The organism is Martinezella lusitana, assembly GCF_014207095.1.
In the GTDB taxonomy this organism is placed as follows: domain Bacteria; phylum Pseudomonadota; class Alphaproteobacteria; order Rhizobiales; family Rhizobiaceae; genus Rhizobium; species Rhizobium lusitanum_B.
On the sequence record NZ_JACHBG010000042.1, the window covers coordinates 1 to 23,797 of the forward strand.

Genomic DNA, 23,797 nt, shown 5'->3' on the forward strand with positions numbered 1-23,797 from the left:
TGACCGTCGCACTCAGTCGCAACCTCCAGCGATGTCCATGCTGCTCCCGGATGAAGGATCGATAAAATCCACAAATTTGTGACGCAGTAAGACTATTATCTCGTCCGAAAAGGTTCCAGACACGGCACTTTTAATCGCACGTGACATTGTCCTATACATGTTGTCAGAACGTCGTGATGTTCGCGATGCCTTAATCTGGGCCGGGGCGCGGGTGGGCATCATGGCGATCGACGAGACGACGACTGACATTCCGGAGCAGCGGGATTGGAAGAAGCCGGCGCCCGATGATCCCCGCCTCACCCCCGACGAACGGCGGAATTACGCCAACACGATCGACAAGATGACTGCCCGGGAATACTGGGCCCAACGGGCACGCGGCATGGGCGGGCTCTACACGACGGGGGCCGTGGAAAATTTGATGGGCGTGCCTGGCACTCGCTATTACGGAGGAAACATTCTTGTTCACGAATTCTCACATAATATCTTCAACGCGCTTCGCACGGTGGATCCTGATCTCGTCGCGCGAGTTGAAAAAGCCTATTTCCACGCCCGCGAGAAAGGACTCTGGGCGCGTTCGTATATGGAGAACACCGTCGATGAGTATTGGGCCGAAGGCACGCGGTTTTGGTTCAATACGAATACAGCTTACAGCCATGGTGCACTCACCGTCGCCACATCAGACGAGTTCGAGGCTCACGATCCAGAGCTCTACAATATCATGGCTGAAGTCTACCGCCATGATCACCACATTCTGGCGGATGTCTTTTACCGGCACTCTGCAAAGTAACGGCTAACGTCGATCGCCTCGGTAACGGGTGCTGAGCCTTATGCCTGCAGTCCGCAAAGGCGACCCGAGTTATGGCAGCTCGTCCTTCCTGTCGATCGGACCGCTGCAATTATTCGAGTTTTCGTTCAACTGGAGCATCCATGCTGTTCCGCTGCGCCCGGACGCAAAATAACGTTGCGACCGGTTATCGCCGTGCGGTCGAACCCAATTGGCTTGTGTAAATCTTAAAGTGAAGGGCAAAGCACGTGACTTCTCCGCCCGTTATCAAGTTCGCCGATCGCAGGTGAGCGGGTCAGGGCCGGTGCTAATCCGGTGCATATGAGGTTCGGCCGCGCCCGGCGGCGAAATCATGTGGGACGCCTCCTTGAATAAGAGTTCGCGTATCCAGAGGCTTGCCGGATCACTATTGTGCAGAGCGGGCCATTGTACGGCTTCGGTGAACGGAAGGAGTAGTGGTAGCGGAAGCTCAACGATTTGCAGGGGTATGGTTTTTGCGAAATGCTGCGCCAGCCGTAAGGGCATGGTTCCTATGCGTTCGTTGCCCGAAACCATCGGCGGGATCATGCTGAAGCCATGCACGACGACGTCGATGCGTCTCTTGTGACCATATTCGAGCAAATACCATTCCTCGATGCCAGGCCTACGGACATTCCCAAACTTGACCACAACGTGTCCCATCGACATGTATCTCTCGAACGTAAACGGCTCTTCCAGTTGCTTGTTCGAGGTGCAGCCTACGCACACGTGGACATCATCGAACAGCCCTGCTCGGGGATGGGTGTTCGACGCGAACACTTCCGGCAAAATGAGAAGATCGACGTCGCCGCGCCGGAGTAAATCATCAGTGTCATCGCCCGGGGGCCGAAATTCGAAGCTGACAGCAGGAGCTTCCCGCGCCGCGCGCTCAACGACTTTTTCGAAAAATACGAGCGCGACGTAATCGGAAAGGATAACTTTGAAGCGACGATCCGATTGGGCGGGCTCAAACGGCTCTCTGGAAATAATGGAGAGCTGAACATGGAGCAGAGCATCTCGCAAGGCGGGTGCCAGGCTTTCTGCCCTAGGTGTGGGGATAAATTCGCGCCCAGCGATCGTAAACAGCTCATCTTGGAAGAAGGTGCGCAGCCGTGCGACCGCCGCGCTCATGGCTGGCTGGCTCAGGTTAATGCTGCGCGCCGCCGCCGTCAGATTACGTTCGCTCATCAGGGCGTCGAGCGCAACCAGAAGATTGAGATCAAGGCCATTGAACCGCATATTTCTTCATCCGATGGCGGCCGATATGATCCTGCCGATGACCGGACCGGATTGCGCTTGGGACAGTGAGCTCCACGAGGAGCCTGAGCACTTCCGCTAGCAGTCGAGGTAGCTCATAACTCCGGTCCGTTCCGGTCGATCATCGTACCGGCTGGCCAGGCGGAGATGGGCTGTCCAATCGGCATAATGATGACAAGCGGATCCTCGACACGGGTGGGCGGCAAGTCGATGCGTGCGTGTGGCAGCGTAGATCGTACGCTCACCTGCGACACAACAGTCAGTGGACTGTGTCGGCCGAATCTTTCAATGTGTTTCCGCAGCTCGGGTCGAACCGTACCGAAGGCGAATGGAACTTGAAACTTCTGCAATGTGGGAAGCATAACCTGAATCGAATGGGCGATGCCGAGCCCCTCGAGATCCGGACGCACTCCATATAAACCTAGCTCAGCCACCAAAAGGTCTACCCCGTCAACTTTGATGAAGCGGCGCAGCAAGCCCAGATGGGCCGCAACACCGATCGAGTCGTACGCGATCGCACGAAGCTCCGGTCTTGCTCCGGCCCAGCTTTGACTGCCTTGGAACGGCTTTGCATTAAACGCGCCAGTCGGCCCGTATGTCTTCCGAAAGAACTCGGCGAGTTCGACATGATCGGAGAGTTGCAACTCATTTTCCCAGCACAATTTCCACTGCACGTCTGCGCGCATTCAAAGACCTCTTCTTTTGACGCTGGCCGGACGATTTACGGCCTAAGGGTTGTTATTATATCGCTACGACAAGCAATGGTAGTATATCGGCACAAGTGCTGGCCGATGGCTTTCCTGCAAGGCTGATGCTCTTCGTCCTATGGACGCGGGCGAGGCGATATCCTTGACCCCAGCGGCCAATATCATGAGGCGAACCAAAACTGAAATGGCATTCCTTCATGGATCCATGAGCAGCGCTCATAATGGTGAGCAGAGAGTGTTTGCAGGTGAAGCCAAAAAGTGCTCGCGTTCGAACCGCTCACAGAGGACTCCTGAAGGAGCATCAGCCGCAATATCGATCGGACGTATTTTCGGCCGTTGGGCTAGGTCTGAATGGACCCAAGTTTTTTCCAATACTGGCCGCGGTCCGATTTTCCTCTCGGGAAAGAAGGTCGATGCGCCCTAAAGACGAGATTGGAACCGGCTTAGGTGACAATGAAACGGCGGAAATGGAATCACGTGACATGTAGCCCCATACTGGCTCGGGGGCGGGGCGGTTCGCCGCCAAGGAAATGTGAAGTCCGTCGAAATCCCGGTCAGGGGCGCGGTTGGAAGTGGCGAGCTGCATCAGCTCTACTTCGCCCTGCAAGAGTAGCGCCATTGCGCTTCAGCGAGTTGCTTGTTGGTCGAAACGCGAGAACTTCAGTGAGTTGCAGAAGGCCCGCCGCAACAGCACCGAGCATCGGTGCAATTATATAGAGCCAGAGCTGTGAGCGCGCCGTCTCCCCTGCAAAGAGCGCCGGGCCGAGCGACCGTGCAGGGTTTACAGAAGCACCCGAAACCGAAATGCCGGCCAGATGGATTGCGACTAAGGTAAGACCAATTGCAAAACCTGCGACAGTGCCCGCCCCTTCCTCGGTGGTGCTTTTGAGAAATACCGTTACAAACAGGAACGTGGAGATGAACTCAAACAGGAACACAGATCTGACCCCATAAGCTCCCCAGCCGTTTTGGGCGAAACCTTCTACGGCAATGTCGTAGCCACCGACTTTGTCCATGGCTATCACATAGAGAGCGCCTGCGGCCGCTATAGCCCCCGCACTTTGAGCCAAGACATACGCGAGGAAGTCCCACAGTCCAAACCGTCGCGAAACAAGAAAACCGAGGCTGACCGCGGGATTGAGATGAGCGCCTGATACTGGGCCAATCGCGTAGGCCATCGCCACCACTGTCATCCCGAAGGCAAGAGCGACACCGAGGGGGCCCACCTCGGAACGCATAAAGACGAGTGTGCCGCAGCCGAAGAAAATGAGCGCAAACGTTCCTAGTAATTCGCAAAAATATCTATTCATCCTTAACTCCGTTGATTGCATCTCTGCGGATATTTGTCGTCAACCTCGACATTCTCGCTGCCGACTGGGTTTTTGGCAGGTTATCGATGCAGTGTTCGCCAGAACCCTTTGACGCCCACAGGATCAATCGTCCGGTCCGTTCTGTGCCCTATGTCGTTGACTTCAATTTTGTGACGACCAGCCGAGATCAGGACCGGTGCCCTTGCTGCGGCTTGCTCCCGGCGGTCTGCGATAAACACACAAGTTTCGTGCCAAACAAAAGTGGGTCTACGGCAGAGCGATCACTCCGAGGGTCGATCTATCTGGCGTTCAAAAAAGTCTTGAGTCCGACAATAAGCGACATAGCAGACGCGTTGCAGTCTGAAGATTTGCGCGCAAGCGGCAGAACAATACTCGGAAACACCTTTTTGAAAGCGTATGCCTAGTTGGCATCGAGTTTGCACGTACTCGTCGTTAGGCGGCAAGAAGCAGCCAAGTATATGGCCGCCTTCCTAAACCAGGCGGTAACGGAGCCAATTCGGATCTCTCGGATCCGTTTCTGAAGAACGGCCGTCAAACTGAGTTCCGCATTTGTCCATGTCCAAACTGCCAGGTGATACTCTCAGGATCAAATTTTTCAACAATATCGCCGTGCCTAGCGACATTAACAAACAACGTGAGAAGGAATAGCACTATGACCACCAAGGTTTCAGAAAGGTCCTTTGAAACAATCGAAAATTCAGCATCATCGCCTCTGAAGGTGGCCGATCAAATCGGGGCATCCGTAGAAAAGGGGAACAAACAGTTGACCGAAGCTTTCTTTAAATTCGCGTCGAGCGCTGAAGAGGCGCAAAAAATACTCACTCCGATCTTCGAAACCGCAACGCTGGCCGGCTACGAATTGTCGCTTAAGTCCGTCGCTGCGTTGCAGGCGAATGCGGTGGCCGGTTTCTCGCATTTGCAAGCGTTGTTCGGCGCGAACTCGCCGTCACAGGTCTTCGAACTCCAATCGGCGTTCCTGCACAAGCGCGTAGACACCAGCATCGAGAATGCCAAGGAATTCCGGGCACTGGCGAGCAAGGCAGTGGCTGAGATCGCCAAGCCGATCAACAATGCATTTGACAAATTTTTGGCGGACCTCAAGGCAGTATAAATTGGCTGGCCAGTGCAACAACGTCCTATGGGACTGTTGTACCCTCCGTCTTAATTAGGAGGAAGACGAGCGCTACCCTACGATCTGTTGTGTTCGCAATTTCAATCGACGGATCATGATCCTAGTTTCGTTTAGAGAATCCAAGGCCACTAAAGAATTGTTTGACAGAAGGAGCCGTGGGATGTGATAGCGCTTAATTGCCGAAGCAAGGAAACTGACGCGGTCGCAGCCTCGGCAATAACCGCTTTTTTGAAGTGGTCGTCGGGAGGCGCGCGGCTAGCAAGGGCTTAGTTGCTCGATACCTTGCGCCATCCTGATCATCGCAGCTAACGACGACTCTCCCGTTCTACGATCGTCAGTCGGTGCGATCTTCGCAAGGGAGCGGCTTGGTTGGCCGCACCACGCACGATCAGAGAAAAGGCTTTGCGATTATTGCCGTAGGCGGTGGCAAGTTTCACGATATCGCGTCGCATCGTAACAGGCGACGTTTGCCACCCGCTCTGCCTTGAGGGTCGCCCCCTGCTGGCTCGATCAAGGCGACTTCGCGTCGTTCCGACTCTTGAACGCGCGAAAGTTATTCCAATATTTGCCGGATGGTCACAGGTGACATTGGAAAGGAAAATAGGATGCCGATAACCGATGTCTCCTGGACTCGTCTGGTCACTATCCGACTGCAGTGTGGTCTTGAGCGGACGTTTGCGGGCGTTTACGATGCTTTGGATTTTCTCGAAAACGAATGGCCATTGCGTTATGGCGAGCGCCATCAGCGTGCCATCAGGACCTGTCGCGGTGCCCTCAATGGCGGCGTAGCCGCCGTCGTTGCACGAGAGGCATTCATGGCCGCTTGCCTCGAAGCCGGCATGGTGGCCCCTTTGAAAGCCAAGCCGAACGCCCACCCGGGACGAATCGCTCGGCGGGCTCTCGTCCAATGATTTGGATGGTCCCGCTTTGCTCAAGGCTGGACTTGCGCTTTCAAGTCCAATCCAGATCGCCCCCGTCGACCGTCTGATGAAGGCTAGTTCCTTGGCGGTGTGGTCGACCTTGGCGACAACGGCCGGTTGATCATGCACCGAAACGAGCAAGGTGTGAATGAGTGCGCTTGCCGAGCAGCTTCGCGTAGCGCAGACGTATCTCCTTCTTGTCGATCTCACATTCGATACATTATTCAACGAGCACGGCAAATTCGCAGTCGTCTATCGGAGTTGCACGAGCGCGCGCGTGCAATCGACGTTCTGCAATCTAGCGATCGCCGGCACTGCATGTTGTCGTTCCCCCGATCGAACTAAGAGCCGCTGGGATAGCAATCCGATCAAGCGATCAAGCAGCCGCTACTTGAAGCAATACGCAGACCATGATTGGCCCTTACGCCCTTATCGATTGCCTCACGGAACTTTCATTGGGTATCCGAGATTGTGCTGGAGAAAGACCCCTCCCAGACAAAGCGCGAGCGGCCCGCTTGTGCGGCGAGATCGATAGTTTTGTGACCTCCCGACAATTGAAACCACAATGGCTCAGCCGCGTCGTTGGCCGTTTCGCCGCCGGGATCGTATCCCGCCTAGATGACGAGCTTCAGGTGGCTGGACAAGACCAAGCCAGCGGCCCCTCGCAATGCCGTATGACCTTCTCCGATGCCATTCAGCGTGATCGAAATCTCCTGGTTCGGTCGCTTCTTGACCAACCGTTCGACATGTTGCCTGACGCGTTCGGCCGCGTCCGCGCCGCCGCCTGCAATGTCCCCATGCAGCACATAGGAGTTGAGTGACAGGGTCTGCTGCAGGTTGAGGATCCCGAAGGCGACGTTTCTGGTATAGCGGTCCAGCAGACCATTCGCAGCTTCGGCGCCTTCTGCTGCCTCTTTGACGAGGCGAGCACAGGTGACGCTTTCAGGGTTTGCGAAGCCAAGTCGGGCCGCTTCACGCCGCAGCCAGGGTAGGGCGGCGACTGTTTCCCAGCATCCGTGCTTGCCGCAATTGCAGAGTTCCCCATCGATTTGCACGACGGTATGGCCTAGTTCGCCGCCGGAGCCGGCAAGGCCCCGGTAGACCCGTCCGTCGATGTAGAAAGCGCCGCCCAATACCTCACCGGTATAGATCGCCGCGAAGTTTTGTTGGCCCCGTCCCGGCCCGAACCACCGGTCGCCAACGAGAAGCGCGCGCGGATGATGGTCGATGACAACAGGCAATGAGAAATGCGCCTGCAGGATATCGACCAAGTGGAGGCCAGTCAGAACGGGCGCAAGATTGACGGCGAGGATCACCCCGTTGTCGCTGTCGATCATGCCCCCCGAGGCGATGCCGATCCCGAACGGTGCCTGGTGGGCTTGGGAAAGCGTCGCGGACAAGGTGTCCTTGATGATCGCCAGGAACGCACCCCTATCGCCATGCGGATCGAATTGCGCTTTGGTGAGGGCTTTGATATCGCCGCTGAGCGTCACAAGGCATGTCTGGATCCTGCCGGGCAAGAGAAGCACGGCGCCTAGCATTGGTGCTTCAGGATTGAAATAGATCGGACGCGCCGGCTTACCGCCCTTGAAGTCTGAGGGCACTGCGTCGCCTTCGACGAGCAGGCCCTCCTCGATCATCGGCTGGACGATTCCCGTGATCGTCGTGCGATTGACGCCCGCCAGACGGGCAAGCTCGGCGCGGCTTTTCGGACCGTTGTCGTACAACGCCTGCAGCACCCGACCGCGATTGATCTCGCCGAGGGTCGACTGCGAAACGAGCCTTACATTGCCACTTTCGCCAGCAAGCGTGTCCTTGTTGGGACCGCGCTGCCCCAGCGAATAGGATGGCTGATTCTCGAACTTCAACTTGCATCTCCGATTTGCCAGCCCCGTCGTTCTAGCTTGAGAGCGCTTGCTCGACCAGATGGCGCTTGATGGCTTACCGCAACAGATGCGGAGGCTTTAGCCGCGGGAACGCCCGAACGCACCTTCTTGACAGTACCATAAGTTTGTGCGAAGTACAAACAAACTGTTGGCAATGGCAGATGAGGGGTAACAATCGAACTCGAGCTCGGCGCCGTGAAGGTTTCCCGTGGTCGGATGAGGTTGGATTTAAGAACAACTGAGGAGGCACCACATGACATTCGATATTGGAAATATGTCGCGCCGGAACATGCTGAAGTCGGCATCTGTCGCCGCTCTCTTGGCATCGAGCGCGGGCGCGCTTGTCGCGCCACGGCGTGCGTCTGCCCAAGACGCGAAGACCATACGCGTTCTGTCGGTCGAAGATCCATTCTTCTTCTCGATGAAAGCCATGATCCCGGAATTCGAAAAGGAAACGGGCATCAAGGTCGAGCTCGAAAGCCTCTCTTACGACGCGTTGCAGACCCGCCTTGTCTCGGCCTTCGTCGCCAAGACGTCGGACGCGGACGTCATCGCGGTCGACCAGATGTGGCTCGGGCAGTATCTCGACAACGGCTGGATCATCTCGCTCAACGACTACATCGCCAAGGATAGTGATATCGATCTCGCCGACTTCATTCCCGAGGTCCTCTATTCGTCGAACATGTGGCGCGGGCAGATCGCCACACTGCCGGTTGCGGCCTATGCGCAAGGGGTGATGTACCGCAAGGACATCTTCGACAGCTTCGGCATCGCCGCGCCACCGACAAAGGCCTCTGAAGACTGGACATGGACGAAGTACATCGAGACGCTGAAGTCGCTCGAAGGCAAGTCCTTCGGTGGCAAGCCGCTCTTCCCGACGGTGATCTGCGGATCGCAGCCGTCCCCGATCACCCATATGTTCACCCAGCTTTCCGCCAGTCACGGCGCGAACTGGTTCAAATCCTTCCCCGGCGCACCGTGGGACTTCTCGCCGCAGCTCACAGGTCCTGCCTGGTCAAAGTCGCTCGAGGTCTACCGGCAGCTTTACAAGCTCTCGCCGCCCGAGGCGATCAATTACGTCTGGTTCGATGCCGGCACCCGTTTCGCCAAGGGCGATATCGGCATGTTCTACTGGTGGACGCCGTATTTCTACCTGGTCAAGAACTCCGGCTACATGACCGGCAAGAAGTCCGATGTCATGGACAAGTATGCGACCGCAGCCCTGCCGAAGGCAGATGGCGTGGCGCAGACAGTCAGCCTCGGCGGCTGGAGCCTTGGCGTCCCGTCGAGTTCCGACCGGCAGGACAACGGTTACGCCTTCATAAAGTGGGCGACGTCAAAGGCGACCCAGAAGAAGATGGCTGAGTGGCCGGACCTCAATTTCCAGTTCTCGGATTTTGCCCGCAAGTCGCTCTACGAAGACGCGGACGTCAAGAAGATCTATTCATACCTCGATGTCCAGTACGACATGATGAAGCAGGGCAACGGCAAGATAACGCGTCCGCCGGTTCCGGGTTATACCGCGGTCGAAAGTGTGCTCGGCCTGACGCTCAACCAGCTTCTGACCGGCAGCGAAGATCCGAAGACCGCGCTGGAGCGCGCCAACAGCCTCTTCGAAAGCATCCTCAAGGGCAATCTGATGATCCCCTACCAGAAGGAAAGCTACGCTGACACGCTCGACGGCGCCAAGGCGCTGATCGGCAAGCTCGGCAAGGCGTAATGGAATTCTTCTCGGGCCGGCGCGGAAACGCTCGCGCCGGCGGTCATCCGCCAAGAAGAACTGGACTTCGACGATGCACACGACAGCCATTCGCTCCTTGCCAACGCTTACGCCCGTCCGGCGCGGCTTCGTCCGCCGCAACCTGCCTTACCTGTTGATCGCGCCTTCCGTGATTATGCTGTTGGCGCTGATCGCCTACCCGCTGCTCTTCGCTCTCAAATCCAGCTTTTACTTCTGGAACTTGCAGGTCGGGCCGCAGCCTTTGGCTTTCGTCGGCATCGACAATTACGTCCAGGCGCTCGATGCGTTCGATTTTCGCGCCGCACTTACCAACACGCTGATCCTTTCGGTGCTCGGCACGGCGATTGAGTTTTCGCTCGGCCTGGCGATCGCACTGGTGCTGCTCAAGGCGCTGCCCGGCATGAATGTCGTACGCGCGCTGCTGATCCTGCCAACCACGATCGCGCCGATCGTCGTCGGCTTCCTGTTTCGCTATCTTTATGATCCGGGCGGCGGTCTCGTGACATGGGTGCTGCAGTCGCTCTGGCTACCGGTGCCGGCGGAGGGCATCCTCGGGTCACCGACGACTGCGCTTGCCGCCATACTCTTCGTCGACATCTGGCAGTGGACGCCGTTCTTCGCCATCGTCCTCTATGCGAGCCTGCTTTCCGTTCCCGACGAGATCATCGAGGCGGCGCGTCTCGATCGCGCATCGGCCTGGACGATCCTGATGCGCATCAAGCTGCCTCTCATCCGGCGCACCGCGACCATCATCGTCATGCTGCGCTTCATGCAGATCTTCAACACCTTCGACACGGTGCTGGTGCTGACCCGCGGCGGGCCGGGGACCTCGACACGCACACTCGGCTATTCGCTCTACGAACAGGGTCTGGTGAACTTCAATGTCGGGTTGGTGAGTGCCCAGACGTGGATCACGGTGCTGATCGTCAACGTCATCATCGCCCTCTACGTGTTCTTCGCCTTCCGCAATGAGGAGTGGTGACATGGCCAGCCGCAAGACCTTCTATACTGCGCTCACCTATGCCGCCGGCCTCTTGTTCCTGGCGGTCTTCATCGGCCCGATCCTCTGGTTTCTGGCGCTCGCTATCCGGCCGGCAGAAACAGCGTTCGCGATGCCCCCGCAAGTGACCTTCGAACCGACGCTGGATGCCTTCCGCCACATCCTCGTCGATCCTGGCACGAACGCGCCGCAACTCGTGAACTCGCTCATCGTGGCGATCGGCGCGGTGTTGCTTAATCTGCCGTTCTCGGTGCCTGCCGCTTACGCGCTCTCGCGCTTTAAGATGCGGGGCAAGAAGAACATCATGCTCTGGTATCTCGGCCTGTTGATGGCGCCGCCGATTGCCTTCCTGATTCCGTATTTCGTGTTGATCACGCGGGTCGGCCTGCAAGGTTCGTATTTGTCGATGGTGCTGGTGCTGCAGACGTTGACGATCCCGTTTTCGGTCTGGCTGATGAAGAGCTTTATCGACGAGGTGCCGGCGGAGCTGGAGGAGGCGGCCCGCGTCGACGGCGCCCGCTGGCACACGATCATGTGGCGCATCACGCTGCCGATCGTCCGCCCCGGGATCATTGTCACCTCGATGTTCGCTTTCGTCTTTGCCTGGAACAACGCGGCCTTCCCACTGGTGCTGAGCTCGCGTTCAACCGCCACCCTTCCGATCGGAACGCTCGGATATTTCGCCACCAGCGGCGTGACCTGGAACTACATCGCAGCCGCCGCCGTGCTCGCGATGATCCCGCCGATGATCATCTTCCTGGTCTTCGACCGTTACGTCGTGCGCGGTCTCACCTTCGGCTCGGTGAAGGGCTGATCTTTTACGGTTTGAATGGAGTCATATAAAATGAGCAAACTTCGCATCGGCGTCATCGGCGCCGGCCTTTGGGGCAATAACCACGCCCACACCTTCAACGTGCTGCCGGAGACCGAACTGGTTGGCGTCTGCGACCTCGACGAGGGCAGGGCGCTGAAGATGAAGGAGAGTTTTGGCGCAATCGAAGCGTTCACCGACTATCAGAAGCTCATCGCCAGCGACCGGATCGACGCGGTGTCCGTCGCCACACCCGACTTTACCCACACACCGATCATCCTTGCAGCGCTCAAGGCCGGCAAACATGTCTTGAGCGAAAAGCCCCTCGCGACCACAGTCAAGGAAGCAGAAGAGATCGCCGAGGCTGCCGCAAAGTCCAAGGGCAAGTTGATGATCGACTTCCACAATCGTGTGAACCCGATCCTGGCGCAGGTTCGCGACATGATCCAGGAGGGCCAAATCGGGCTTGCCAAGCACGGCACGGCGCGCCTTTCCAACACGACCTTCGTTCCCTTCGAAATGCTGAGCTGGGCCGCGAAATCCTCCGCACTCTGGTTCCTGGGCAGCCATCTGGTCGATGTATTGCGCTTCATCCTCGAAGACGAGGTGACCCGCGTCTACGCCGTGGCCCGTTCCGGGACGCTTGCCGCCGGCGGCGTCGACACCAAGGATTTCCATGCCTCGATCCTCGAATTTTCCAGAGGCACTGTCGTGACCATGGAAAACAGCTGGATCCTGTCGCGCGACAACCCTTCGCTTGTCGATTTCAAGGTGGAAGTCGTCGGCGAAAAGGGTCAGATCCAGGCTGATCCCACCCATAGCGGCGGCCTGCGCCGTATCGTCGATGGTGGCATGCGGTTCAACGACTACATCGGCATGACGCCGACGGGTGCAACCCGCATCGGCGGCTTCGTGCAGGAATCCATCGCGCGCTTCGTCGATAGCGTCGTGCGTGGCGTGCCCCTGCTTGCCGACGCCAATGATGGGCTTGCCAACACCAAGGTACTGGCTGCGATTGAGGAGTCCGTCGCCAGCGGCAAGCCCGTGACCATCGGCTGATGGCGTGACCAATCTTACGAGGCACGCCATCCGACCCGATGACTTGCCTCGCCACGTGATACTGGGAGAAGAACTATATGGCGTCCATGACCTTTGACGGGATTGGAAAAACCTATCCGGACGGGACCGTCGCCGTCGCCAATGTGAGCTTCACGGTCGGCGACGGTGAATTCGTCGTGCTGGTCGGACCGTCGGGCTGCGGCAAATCTACGCTTCTGCGGATGGCGGCCGGGCTCGAGCAGCTCAATAGCGGCCGGCTGCTTATGGACGATCAGGATGTCACCAACACCGAGCCGCAGGACCGCGACATCGCGATGGTATTCCAGAACTATGCGCTGTATCCGCACATGACGGTCTACGAGAACATGGCCTTCGGCCTGCAGCAGCGCAAAATGCCGAAGGACAAGATCGAGAAGCTTGTGCGCGACGCAGCCGAGATGCTCGACCTTACGAAATACCTGAACCGCAAGCCGGGCGCGCTCTCCGGCGGTCAGCGACAGCGCGTCGCGATGGGTCGGGCGATCGTCCGTCATCCGATGGCATTCCTGATGGACGAACCGCTGTCCAATCTCGACGCCAAGCTGCGCGTCCAGATGCGGGCCGAGCTCAAGCTTTTAAACCAGCGTCTTGGCGTTACTACGCTCTACGTCACCCATGACCAGGTCGAAGCGATGACGATGGGTGACAGGGTTGCTGTGCTGAAGCCTGTCGCTGATGCCGGCGAGAGCAACCTGCAGCAGATCGACACGCCGCAGCGGCTTTACGACCGGCCGGCGAATTTGTTCGTTGCCGGTTTTATCGGTTCGCCTGCGATGAATTTCGTCCGGGCCGACCTTGAGGCGGACGGGGCAAGCCTGCGCGCGACGATCGCGGGAACCGGGATTGCGTTTCCGGTTCCCGCGAGTGCCGCATTGTCTGCCTATGCCGGACGGCAGGTGATCGCCGGGATACGCCCGGAAATGTTTCTGGTGTGCAAAGAGCATGAAGCGCTGTTCAACGAGCCGATCCCGGTTGCCGAAGCGCTCGGCCCCGACACCTTCGTCTTTTTCGACATTGCCTCTCCGCCCGTCGACATCAGCGACGTGGAGGATCCGCCAGAGTTCAAACGAAAGGGCACGAACCGGCTGGTGGCGCGTATCCCGCCAGTATCGACGCCCGCGCCCAACAAGCGCCTGCCGCTGACCGTCCATCTGGAAAAGCTGCACTGGTTCGATCCGCAAACAGGAGCTGCCATTCGCGACTGACCGGATGAAACGAGCAAGCGCTCGGATTTCCGGTCGTCTTGCCTGCCTCCCAGGGCGACTGGGGCTGTCGTCATTCAGGTCTCGGCGGCAGCCCCTTTTTTTAGTGGCTGGCTTTTTGGAACCCCGTGTTTGCGAACGCGGATATCAACATCATCTCAAAGGGGAGTGGCGTGTGAAACACGTTCCAATCGTTGGCAAGTTCTTCGTCGTTGTCGGCATGTTCGGGCTGGTGGCCCTCGGCCTCTCCCTCTACGAGACCCGGGAGTTGTTCAGGATCGACGCAGCCTACACCGACCTCCTGACAAAGAACGCAGCCGCCGCCCTTCACCTGGCCCAATCCAACCGAAGCCTCCAGACAGCCCGCGCCAATATCGGCGACATGATCATGGCGCGCTCCAAAGACGGCAGGGTGCGTGCTGAAGAAAGCCTCAAGGAGGCGCAGGAAAGCTTCGTCGCCTCCATGGATCTGGCGATCGCCGCGTTACCGGCGCAAGCCGACTTGCCGCCGTTGAAGACGGATGGGTTCGCAATCTTGACGACGACATGCGGTGCGGCAATCGCTGTTGGCCGAACGGCAGACAGCGAGGCCAGCATCGCCATGGTCCAGCAGCTCTTTCTGAGCATGTGCCAACCGGCATTCGCGGCAATATCGCCGAGATTTCAGTGGCGGCAGCCAAGATGATCGAGGATGCCGACCAAAAGCGCAGCGACGTTTCCGCCTTGGCCTCCGATACGTCGAAAAGGGCAATGGGCGGCGCCGTGATCGCTTTGGCAGCGGTGCTGGTTCTGGGCGTGCTTGCCGTTCGCGCCTGGATCGTCAAGCCGATCCGGCGGATCGCCGACACGATGACGACGCTGGCGGGCGGCAATCTCTCGGCAATTGTCGAAGGAACCGATCGTCGCGACGAGCTGGGCATGATGGCGAAATCGGTGCAGATATTCAAAGACAATGGGTTGCGAGCACGCGAGATGGAAAGAGACGTCGAAGCTGGCCGCGAGGCGCGCGAGCGCGAACGTGTGCGTGCGGAAGAGTTAGAGCGGGAGCGGGTAAGCAAGATGACGGAGGCCACCTCCAGCCTTGCTGAAGGTTTGAAGCATCTTGCCAGTGGCGACCTCACGTTCCGACTGGAACAACCGTTTGCCAGCGAATTCGAGCAACTGCGCGCCGACTTCAACGCTGCGCGCGAGCAATTGGCAACCGGCCTCCGGACGGTGGCAGTCGCCACTGCGGCGATCGATGGCGGTACATCGGAAATAAGCCAAAGTGCCCTCGAGCTTTCCAAGCGGACCGAGCAGCAGGCGGTCTCTCTTGAGGAAACCGCCGCCGCCCTTGATCAGGTTACACAAGGAGTTTCGAATTCCTCCAGGCGCACCGAGGAGGCCCGCCGCGCGGCAGCGGACGCGAATACGTCGGCACGCAATTCTGCGGCCGTGATGGCAAAGGCGATCTCGGCTATGCAGGGCATCGAACATTCGTCCAACGAGATCGCGAATATCATCGGTGTCATCGACGAGATAGCGTTTCAGACGAACCTGCTTGCCTTGAATGCTGGCGTCGAGGCATCCCGGGCCGGCGAAGCCGGCAAAGGTTTTGCGGTTGTCGCCCAGGAAGTCCGAGAACTTGCTCAACGATCTGCCCAGGCGGCCAAGGGGATCAAGGAACTGATCCGCAATTCGACGGGCGAAGTGAGTTCCGGGGTAAAGCTGGTGCAGGAAACGGGACGAACGCTCGAAAAGATTGAGGAGGAGGTAGGCCTGATCAGCAGCCAGCTTTCTGCCATTGCGACGTCTGCAAACGAGCAGTCCGCTGCCCTTACGGAGATCAACAGCGCTGTGAACCGGATGGACCATGTCACCCAGCAAAACGCTTCCATGGCCGAGGAATATACTTCGGCAAGCACATCGCTGGCAGGGGAGGTCCGGCGTCTGCAGGATATCGTCACCGAGTTTCGGCTCGACGCCTCTGAGGACCTTTTGCAAGCTTTTGAGCGGTCAGGCGACCTTCCGATGTCGGCAGGTTCGCCCGCGCTACGTCTCGTCGCTGATGTCAAGGGTGCTTTGGAGGGCTCACGCAAGGTTGCCGAGCATTGATACGACGGCCCGCTCCTAAGCGGTCGCGCCCTAGGCATCGGTGCGTTTCTGAATGGTTATGGCCTGGGCGGACAGGTCGTAAGTTGCAAGCGGCCTTCGAACAGGTTGGCGAGCCAGGATTCCACGGACGAGGTGATCAGTTCGCAAAAGGTGTTTGATGCCCAAATGGATACTCTCACCGATTGAAAGGTCTTGCCTGCTGTGGATAGCGCTCGGCAGAAGCATCGCAGAAATCGCGTTGTTGGAAGGAAAGAGCGAGGCAGACATCCGATCCTATCTTGAGCAGGCGGTCACCTCGGTCGGCGCGAGCTCTATAGAGGACGCGCTGAGGAAGATGAACTTCCATCGACCGTTACATTGACCTCACGGCAAATATGGCGGCGTGCTTCGCTTGGGTCGAGTACGTTCCCTTCTCAAGATACGTTCGCGTGAATGCGGTCATAGCCTTTCATGCGATAGATCATTGCCGAAACGACCCAACTCGCGATGAAGATGCCCACGACACCAAAGCCGAGATTTTCAAGGCTGTCGTTAAAGGTGGCGATTGCCTCCCACAAAGTGCCCCGCAAGCCGAGCTTGTCGGAAATCAGGCCGAGCGCTTCTGCGCCTCCGATTAAGATCGCGACAATCACCGAGGCGGCGGTGACCGTCAGATTGTACCAGAGCTTGCGGGCGGGGTTCATAAGGGCCCAGCCGTAGGCGCCCGTCATCAGAGCGCTGTCCGTCGTATCCATCAGCGACATGCCGGCTGTGAAGAGGGCCGGGAACACAAGGATCGTCCAGAACGACAAGCCTTGCGCGGCCTGCGAAGCTGAAACGCCCAGCAAAGCGATTTCCGTGGCGGTGTCGAAGCCGAGGCCTAAGAGAAAGCCGATCGGATACATATGCCAGGAGCGTGTGACCACCTTGAAGGTGCGGCGAAAAACGCGGGCCAGCAAGCCTCGTCCAGCCAGCAGCGCATCAAGGTCCTCATCGACAATTTCCTCGCCACGCCGCGCTCGCGAAAAGGCGTCCCAGATAGGTTTCAGGATAACGAGATTGGCAATTCCGATCACCAGCAGGAACAGTGCTGAGACGGATGTGCCGATTACGCCGCCAATGTCGTGGAAACCCTCAGTCTGGCTCTGCATTGCATAGGCGGTGATGGCAACGGCAAGCGACGCCAGAACGCCGATGCTGGAATGGCCGAGCGAAAAGAAGAATCCAACCGAAAACGGCTGCCGACCCTCGTGCATAAGCTTGCGCACGACATTGTCGATCGCGGCGATATGGTCTGCATCAAACGCGTGACGGACACCGAGCATATAGGCGACAAGGGCCATGCCAAGCAGTGCCGGTCGATCGGAGAACGAAGTCCAAGCCCAGATCCAAGCCAGGACGTTGGCTGCGACCAGCAAGGCATAAACGATGGCAATTTTTGTTTTGGCGTAAAGCGGTTCGTCATCGAAAGGGCTACGCATTCGGACGTCCCTTGCCATCTTGAACAGACACCCGCCGGACCATGCTGAGCGCTCGGAACGCCGCACAGGCGGCGCCGTAGCCATTGTCGATGTTTACGACGGTCAGTCCGGGCGCGCATGAGGCGAGTGCCGCGTGCAGGGCGGTTTCTCCTCCGTTCGACACGCCGTACCCGGTCGATGTCGGAAGACAGATGATCACGCCGGGAACGAGCCCGCCGAGCACGCTGGGAAGAGCGCCGTCCATGCCTGCAACCGCGACGATAACGGGAAAAGTCCGCAATTCCTCGACCCGCTCCAGTAACCGCCATAGGCCTGCGACGCCGATGTCGATGAACTGTCTGGTCGGGGCGCCGAGATAAGCCAGCGTTCGCAAGACCTCGGCGGCCTGGGGCATGTCCGAACTTCCGGCCGACACGACGGCGATATCGGGTGCTTGCTGTTCGGCAGGCGGGGTCCAATTCAGGAATGCTGTCCGCGAGATGGGGTCGTAGTCCAATCGTTCAAGATAGGCCGGCGCGAGGCGACCAAAGACCTCCGCCTCGAGGCGCGTCAACAGACAGCGTGTGCCGCGCTCTAAAACGCGGTCCATGATCGTGGCAAGCTGCGCATCGGATTTCCGGGCGCAGAGTACTGCCTCATCGAATCCCACGCGCTCTGTGCGCTGGAAATCCAGCCGGACTTCTTCGTTCATGAATTTCGCTCCCGCAAAAAGGCGCTGCCTCGGGCGTATGCCTGGAAATCGATCGGCCGTCGACTACCGAACGCCTCTGAAATCTGCCCCACGAGGCGCGCGCGACTATCGCCAGAGAGTTTCGACAGCGTCGGTTCATCGAGTTCGACAACCACCCCGGTTTGCCGCACCCTGCAGCGCACCGTTCCCGGCGAGAGCTCGCGCCGCAGCAGCATCTCGACCCGATCGATGGCTTGCAAGATCTCGGGTTCGATCCTGAGAGCCGTCTCAACGCGGCTCGACAGGCAGGGCGCTGAAGGCAGTTCGGCGAGGTCAGCAAGATCATAGGCGGACGCCATGGCACGGACATCTGCCTTGGACATGCCGGCCTCGACAAAGGGATGACGTACACCATTGGCTTAGGCCGCCTTGAGGCCAGGGCGCCAATCGCCAAGATCGTCCGTGTTCGTGCCGGAAAAGAGCTGCGCTGCCGAAAGCGAAGACAGGGTGCCGTAGAGATTGGACTTGCAGAAGAAGCAGCGGTTCGAGGGATTGGCGAGATAACGTTCGTCGGCAAATTCCCCCGCATCGATGATCCGTAGGTCCCAGCCATGACGGGCTGCATAGTCTTTGACCCGTTCGGTGGCGCTCAGGGGAACGGCGGCCGAGGCGGCGTGGAACATGATCACGTCAGCTCCCATCCGACGATGCGCCACAAACGCGAGCGTCATACTGTCGACGCCGCCGGAGACAGCCACGGCCGCGTGCCGGGCGCTGTCGAACACGGCATTGAGACGGGCGAGAGAGGTTTCCTTCGCGATCATGACTTTTGCTCCAGCGCCTCAGCTTCGGCCCGGCGGCGCAATTCGGCGCGGGCTTTGTGGCTCCGATCAACGCCTTGGGCGTCGTCCATTTCCGCCTTGGCCGTCATCCCACCGGGCCGGTCGGCGAGCTTCACCCTTATCCCGTCCTCGGTTGTCACCGACTGTCGCGGCAGGACCGTGCGCGCTTCGATCCGGCTGCGCAGGCCAAGCGTCGTGGTCTGCCGCAGGCAGAGCGCTCCGATTGCGTCGATCGCATCCACGCGCGCGAGAACCTGAACCGAGGCCATCATGCGGCCCTTCTTGCCGAAGGTCGGCGTCTGGGTCACGTCGATCACACCTTCGGCCGCGCGAACAAGGTCGAGGGCGACGGCCAGTTCCTCGCCGGTCTGGTCGTCGATGTCGAACTGGATGACGCCGACCCGATCCTGTGCTGCACCCTCCTCGGTGAACGCCAGGATGCGAAGCACGTTGCTCATGCCGGGCAGGCGTCTTGTGCCGAAGCCGATACCGGTGCGTTCGAGCAGTCGAGGCGACGACCCGAGGCTTGTCGCGGGCGAGAGATGGGACAGGATCGCCGCTCCCGTCGGCGTGATGCGCTCACCGTGGCGACCGTCATCATGAAAGGCAAACCCGCGCAACAAAAGAGTCGTGGCGGGAGCGGGAACGGGCAGTCGCCCGTGATCGGTCTCGACCCAGCCTCGCCCGATCGGCAACGAACCCACCGACCAGCTTTTGGCCCCAACAGCGTCGATCAACGTAGCTGCCGCCACGATATCGGCAATCGAATCCCAGTTGCCGACTTCATGGAAAGCTACGTCACCGACGTTTCTGCCGTGTACTGCGGCTTCGGCCACGGCGAGTTCGTGGAAGATGGCTATGGCCGCGCGCTTGACGCCCTCCGGCAAACGGCTGCCGTCGAGCATGGCGCGAAGGTCGCGCCAATGGGTGTGGTGATGGTGGTGGCTGTGGCTGTGGTCGCCATTATGGACATGCTCCTCATGAGGATGAGCATGTCCATGTTCGTCATGGTGATGATGATGCGCATGGCCATGTCCTTGAGAATGGCGATGAGGATCAGGACCGGAAGCTTCCTGTTCGGAGCCGGTCTTCGTGACGTCAAAGCGGCTGCCGGTCAGCACGCCATCATTGTGTGCCCGAAAGACCGCCTGCACGTCTTCGTCCAGACCTGCCAGACGAAGATTTCTCTCTACCGTTCCAACCAGCTCGGGCCATGCGTCCAACATCGCGGCGACGAACATGTCGCCGGCGATGCCACCCAGAACATCAAGATGGATATGCATGAGGCCCACCTCCTTCATCGTTCCGAATGCTGCCAACCGGACAGGTCGACGTGCAGGGTCTCGCCAGGTTCTGCCGATCCGACGCTGGTCTCGATCGCCGCCTTCAGCACTGCGACCGGTATAGGCAGACGATCTTTCATCTGCTCCGCAAACGCCACGAGGTCGTCATGTTCGGCCTTGGCCCGCATGAACACGCCCTCGCTCAGGATGCGTTTGAGGCGCAGCGGAAAGCTTTGTTCACCGCCGTTCCACGTTAGCCGAAGTTGCGTCCGATAACGCCTGATGTCGAAATGCTTGTACTGGGATTCGAGAGCCCGATAGCCCCAGATTCCGAGGTCACCGACCAGCAGGCCGGCGAAGTCCGGCTCGTCTTCGGCGTTTATGTCAACCAGCAGGACATAGGACGGGCGGCCCTTCTTGCCCAGACTCGGAAGGAGCTGGACATTCTTGGCGCCCATCTCGCCCATCTTCTCGATGACGTGCCCGAGCAACTCGCCCGGCGCGTCATCGATCTGGGCCATCAGGAGGATGACGCCGCCCGCCATCAGAACGCCATGGATTCGACGGCGACCAGGGCGGCTGCCTCTGCCTTGGTCTTGGTGCCGGGAATGCCGGCGGAAATCAGGCCTGCCGACTGGGCTTCGCCCGTCGCATCCGACGCACTCATCTTGCCCATGGCGGCGGCGACGACGGCCGGGATGGTGACGTTGATAATTACATTGCCGGCGAGCAGCAGTTCGCTGGCGATCGGCGCAAGTGCGGTGAGGAACGGCGCGCGTTCCTTGCCGATGCCCTGCGCGACTTCGGGGATCACGGCGTTGATGATGCCTTCCATATGGATCGTCTCGTCGCCGACGGTGACTTCGGCGTCGAGCGCCGGATCGAAGGCAAGCCAGCGCGCCGCCATCTTGCTCGATCGCCGCGCACCCTTGCTGATCCTGGTGAAATGAACCTTGATATTGGTACCCTTCACCTTGCTCAGGAATTCCGACCCGCGTGTCTCCACCAGTAGCTGGCGCTCCTCGTCCATCGCGCGGACGATCTCGCCGACGCTCCTGCCCGCCATGAGATCGTCATAGCTGCGCGCCGCACGGGCATGCAGCGCCTTGGTGACCATGGGGGTGGAGGACATGATCATTGCATCGGTGACCGGCCCGTTGCAGATCTGCGTCGCCTTGCGGGCAACGATGTTCATCGCCACCATCGCAGTTTCCGGATCGAAGCTGAAGCCAAGGCGACGGGCACGTAGCGCGCGCGCCACGCTCTGTTCCGTCGAACCATCCTGCAACAGACACATCAGCGCAATGACCGCATCGCCGCAGATATGGCCGAGCGGCGGATTGACGGGACCCGCGCCCGCGCCGCAGATCCCTTCTTCGAAGACCGAGACGATTTCATCAAGCGCCATGATGCCGATCACGGTCGGCCCGCCGATATCCTTGAGGATCAGGCCGAGATCGCCGATCAGCCGTGCGGTCTCGACTTCCTTGCCGGTGATGCGGACATGTATTTTCTCGGGCAGGCCGGCGGTGCGAACGGCGGATCGCCCCGCGACGAAAGCACTGGTGACCTTGCCGTAGGGGCCATATTCCTCGGCCACGTCGGCATCCGAATGGATGATTTCCAGGATCGCCGCCGCGCCAAAAAGGGCTGAGAGGAACTTCTGGCTGGGCATGCCGGCGCCGGACATAGCGTCCATCATCGCCTTGGTCCCGATGGCAGCCCCTCGTTCGGCCATGCCGGGAAAAATCAAATCCTCGCCCAGCGCGCCGTGGCCGACCATCACGCCGCCGCCCACGCCTTCCGGAATGTCACGGCCCTGGACCGGCGAGAGCTCCCCCTTCATCATGGCTTCGTAGACGGCCGCAACGGCGGCGAAACCCGAGATCTTGTTGTTCATCTTCGCCGTCGGCACGGCGGCAAGGCCGGAGCGGCTGACGCCAGCGATCATGCGCGCCGAAGAGCCGAGCTTGCGGTTACCGGCAGGAATGCCGACCTGGGCGTTGGCGCCGCAGAGATAGAGCAGCGTTGCCGCGATCAGCGCCGCATTGGCGCCGTCGGCGCCGGCTGCCGTGGCGACAGCAATGCTCTTGGTCAGAAGGTCATCGATCGGCTGGCGCACGGCATCGGCGAACTTGACTTCCGGGCTTATGCCACGACGCAGTTCGGCCGCGATGACGTTGCAGACTGCAACGACCGGGATGTTGAGCATGCCATGGCCGCCGGTCAGGGCCTCGACGCGATCGCTGGTCAACCAGCCGGGATTGGCATTGGCCGCCATGACCGAAGCCAGAATCACCTTCTCGCGTTCGGCCGAAAATCTCGACATTGGTCCTCTCCCTTTATTTCCGGCGGGCAGCGATCATGATCCGCAACAGCCGAGCGTCGAAATCAGCCAGTGGCTTTTCTCGCAACGAGCGCGCACCGTCCGTCGATCTGCCGTATGCGCGGCGCGCAGGTAACGTCAGGGAATATCACAGGGTCATTATTGCGATAAGTGGCACTATCTCATGTCTCCATGAGCAACATTCATAATGGCGCGCTGCCCTGTTAATATTTCTGAAGCCCCCGCAGACAATGCGGGCCCATTCGGCTTCGCGTATTTGGGCCGCCGCTCAAGGTCGTCTCTCCAACTCGCGGTCTCTCTGTCCAAGGGTTGTCCGGCAACAAGCATGATTGGTGCTCATGGGTTCGTGAAATCATACCATTTCAGTTGATGAAGTTTTCTCCATACTCCTTTCCGAGATGTGGTCGCGGCCTGACCAAAGATGAAGGCTGCGGCTCTTACATCGCGTTGCATCAGCCCAAATTCACGGAGAACTTTCGAATGCTCGACTGGGAAAAATACCGGCAGGAACTGTCCTCACGCGTAACCGAACTTGGCCGGCTTTCGCCGGCGACACTTGAGGGCGTTCGTACCCTCGGTGGCGCAGGTCAGAAGAGCGGTCGGTTGGACGCCAAAACCCGGGAACTGATCGCCCTTGCCGTTGCGGTGACCACGCGTTGTGACGGCTGCATCGCCAGCCATACGTCCGAAGCAGCGAAAGTCGGCGCCACGCGGGAGTAAATTGCCGAGGCACTTGGGGTCGCGATTGCGCTCAACGCCGGTGCAGCTTTGGTTTATTCGTCGCGCGTGCTGGATGCCTTCGATACCGTCGCCGGCTGAGCACGATACGAAGGAAGTGCGGAGAAGGAATGGGCCTTCTCCGCCAGTCAACCAAATGGGAGGTCAATGCCCATTCAGAGCAGCGGCAATTGCGCTGCGCATCTCCTCAAGGCTCGGCGCCCCAGTGATTTTCTTGCCGTTGACGAAGAAGGGAGGCGTTCCCTCTACCTCGAATTCGTCAGTCGCCTGGTCGGTGAGCTTGTTCAGACGCTCAAGGATGGCCTGGTCCGCCACTGCCCTGTTGAACACGTCTTTGTCGATCCCAACGGAGCGTCCGATTTCACGCAGTGTCTGTTCGATGCACGGCTCTGAACTCGGGTTAACGTTTCTTCCCTGAACGGTTTGGGTGTGATTCAAGAGTGTCGGTGATTTGGAGGCCGACATGTTTGAAGACG

The 23,797-nt window shown here is 59.2% G+C and carries 22 protein-coding genes and 1 pseudogene; 11 read left to right on the forward strand and 12 right to left on the reverse strand.

The features are described from left to right. Window positions 1-220 precede the first annotated feature (220 nt). Complete coding sequence (locus tag GGD46_RS32935) at window positions 221-787, forward strand: hypothetical protein (RefSeq protein WP_120671006.1); 567 nt, start codon at window positions 221-223, stop codon at window positions 785-787. Window positions 788-1,051: 264 nt separating this feature from the next. Here the strand turns inward: GGD46_RS32935 and GGD46_RS32940 are convergent, their stop codons facing one another. The 3 genes from GGD46_RS32940 to GGD46_RS32950 form a co-directional block, all read right to left on the reverse strand. Beyond that, complete coding sequence (locus GGD46_RS32940; RefSeq protein WP_004112688.1) at window positions 1,052-2,041, reverse strand: LysR family transcriptional regulator; 990 nt, start codon at window positions 2,039-2,041, stop codon at window positions 1,052-1,054. Between the two features lie 113 nt (window positions 2,042-2,154). Next, complete coding sequence (locus GGD46_RS32945) at window positions 2,155-2,745, reverse strand: NodA family N-acyltransferase (protein ID WP_004112689.1); 591 nt, start codon at window positions 2,743-2,745, stop codon at window positions 2,155-2,157. Window positions 2,746-3,320: 575 nt separating this feature from the next. Next, window positions 3,321-4,076: an aquaporin gene (locus GGD46_RS32950; protein WP_004112693.1), complete on the reverse strand. Its 756-nt coding sequence runs from the start codon at window positions 4,074-4,076 to the stop codon at window positions 3,321-3,323. Between the two features lie 673 nt (window positions 4,077-4,749). Between GGD46_RS32950 and GGD46_RS32955 the strand changes: the two genes are divergently transcribed. Together GGD46_RS32955 and GGD46_RS32960 are read left to right on the forward strand one after the other, a co-directional pair. Next, on the forward strand, window positions 4,750-5,208 hold the full coding sequence (locus tag GGD46_RS32955; RefSeq protein ID WP_004112695.1) for a phasin: 459 nt from the start codon (window positions 4,750-4,752) through the stop codon (window positions 5,206-5,208). A 626-nt stretch (window positions 5,209-5,834) separates the two neighbouring features. Beyond that, window positions 5,835-6,140 (forward strand): DUF982 domain-containing protein, encoded by a 306-nt coding sequence (locus GGD46_RS32960; protein WP_004112697.1) that lies wholly within the window; start codon window positions 5,835-5,837, stop codon window positions 6,138-6,140. Between the two features lie 623 nt (window positions 6,141-6,763). On the opposite strand, the gene GGD46_RS32965 is transcribed toward GGD46_RS32960, so the two are convergent. Then, window positions 6,764-8,017, reverse strand: a complete 1,254-nt coding sequence (locus GGD46_RS32965; RefSeq protein ID WP_004112704.1) for an ROK family transcriptional regulator — start codon at window positions 8,015-8,017, stop codon at window positions 6,764-6,766. Between the two features lie 271 nt (window positions 8,018-8,288). On the opposite strand from GGD46_RS32965, the gene GGD46_RS32970 reads away from it, so the two are divergent. From GGD46_RS32970 to GGD46_RS32995, 7 genes are all read left to right on the forward strand, one after another. Beyond that, window positions 8,289-9,755: an ABC transporter substrate-binding protein gene (locus GGD46_RS32970; protein ID WP_004112705.1), complete on the forward strand. Its 1,467-nt coding sequence runs from the start codon at window positions 8,289-8,291 to the stop codon at window positions 9,753-9,755. Window positions 9,756-9,828: 73 nt separating this feature from the next. Continuing rightward, window positions 9,829-10,758, forward strand: coding sequence for a carbohydrate ABC transporter permease (locus GGD46_RS32975; RefSeq protein WP_004112707.1), 930 nt, complete (start codon window positions 9,829-9,831; stop codon window positions 10,756-10,758). A 1-nt stretch (window position 10,759) separates the two neighbouring features. Then, entirely contained in the window at window positions 10,760-11,590 is an 831-nt protein-coding gene (locus GGD46_RS32980; RefSeq protein ID WP_004112708.1) for a carbohydrate ABC transporter permease, read from the forward strand. Window positions 11,591-11,620: 30 nt separating this feature from the next. After that, complete coding sequence (locus tag GGD46_RS32985) at window positions 11,621-12,646, forward strand: Gfo/Idh/MocA family protein (protein WP_004112709.1); 1,026 nt, start codon at window positions 11,621-11,623, stop codon at window positions 12,644-12,646. Between the two features lie 77 nt (window positions 12,647-12,723). Beyond that, entirely contained in the window at window positions 12,724-13,890 is a 1,167-nt protein-coding gene (locus GGD46_RS32990; protein WP_004112713.1) for an ABC transporter ATP-binding protein, read from the forward strand. A gap of 172 nt (window positions 13,891-14,062) precedes the next feature. Continuing rightward, entirely contained in the window at window positions 14,063-14,572 is a 510-nt protein-coding gene (locus GGD46_RS34180) for a hypothetical protein (RefSeq protein ID WP_240535384.1), read from the forward strand. Continuing rightward, on the forward strand, window positions 14,554-15,981 hold the full coding sequence (locus GGD46_RS32995) for a methyl-accepting chemotaxis protein (RefSeq protein ID WP_240535385.1): 1,428 nt from the start codon (window positions 14,554-14,556) through the stop codon (window positions 15,979-15,981). The genes GGD46_RS34180 and GGD46_RS32995 overlap by 19 nt, the downstream gene beginning before the upstream one ends. Window positions 15,982-16,394: 413 nt before the next feature. Here the strand turns inward: GGD46_RS32995 and GGD46_RS33000 are convergent, their stop codons facing one another. Genes GGD46_RS33000 through GGD46_RS33025 form a run of 7 tightly spaced genes read right to left on the reverse strand, consistent with a single transcriptional unit; the run spans window position 16,395 to window position 22,565 of the window. Continuing rightward, window positions 16,395-17,441, reverse strand: a complete 1,047-nt coding sequence (locus GGD46_RS33000) for a HoxN/HupN/NixA family nickel/cobalt transporter (RefSeq protein WP_004112717.1) — start codon at window positions 17,439-17,441, stop codon at window positions 16,395-16,397. Continuing rightward, complete coding sequence (gene larB / locus GGD46_RS33005; RefSeq protein WP_004112720.1) at window positions 17,434-18,132, reverse strand: nickel pincer cofactor biosynthesis protein LarB; 699 nt, start codon at window positions 18,130-18,132, stop codon at window positions 17,434-17,436. Before larB ends, GGD46_RS33000 begins: the two co-directional genes overlap by 8 nt. Continuing rightward, window positions 18,129-18,494, reverse strand: a complete 366-nt coding sequence (locus GGD46_RS34185) for a hypothetical protein (protein WP_004112722.1) — start codon at window positions 18,492-18,494, stop codon at window positions 18,129-18,131. The genes larB and GGD46_RS34185 overlap by 4 nt, the downstream gene beginning before the upstream one ends. Window positions 18,495-18,530: 36 nt before the next feature. Continuing rightward, a complete protein-coding gene (locus GGD46_RS34190) occupies window positions 18,531-18,935 on the reverse strand; it encodes a hypothetical protein (protein WP_004112724.1) in 405 nt (134 codons plus the stop codon). Beyond that, window positions 18,932-20,236 (reverse strand): LarC family nickel insertion protein, encoded by a 1,305-nt coding sequence (locus tag GGD46_RS33015; protein WP_004112726.1) that lies wholly within the window; start codon window positions 20,234-20,236, stop codon window positions 18,932-18,934. Before GGD46_RS33015 ends, GGD46_RS34190 begins: the two co-directional genes overlap by 4 nt. Window positions 20,237-20,250: 14 nt before the next feature. Further along, window positions 20,251-20,781 carry a nickel insertion protein gene (gene larC / locus GGD46_RS33020; protein WP_004112728.1) on the reverse strand — a complete coding sequence of 177 codons (531 nt, stop codon included), beginning with the start codon at window positions 20,779-20,781 and terminating at the stop codon, window positions 20,251-20,253. Continuing rightward, a complete protein-coding gene (locus GGD46_RS33025; protein WP_004112731.1) occupies window positions 20,781-22,565 on the reverse strand; it encodes a hypothetical protein in 1,785 nt (594 codons plus the stop codon). The genes larC and GGD46_RS33025 overlap by 1 nt, the downstream gene beginning before the upstream one ends. Before the next feature lie 498 nt (window positions 22,566-23,063). Here GGD46_RS33025 and GGD46_RS33030 point away from each other — a divergent pair. After that, window positions 23,064-23,402: pseudogene (locus GGD46_RS33030) on the forward strand (carboxymuconolactone decarboxylase family protein). Window positions 23,403-23,465: 63 nt separating this feature from the next. On the opposite strand, the gene GGD46_RS33035 reads toward GGD46_RS33030, so the two are convergent. Then, window positions 23,466-23,797, reverse strand: a 332-nt coding sequence (locus tag GGD46_RS33035; protein WP_184462159.1) for a DsbA family protein, incomplete at its 5' end; no start/stop codon positions are given.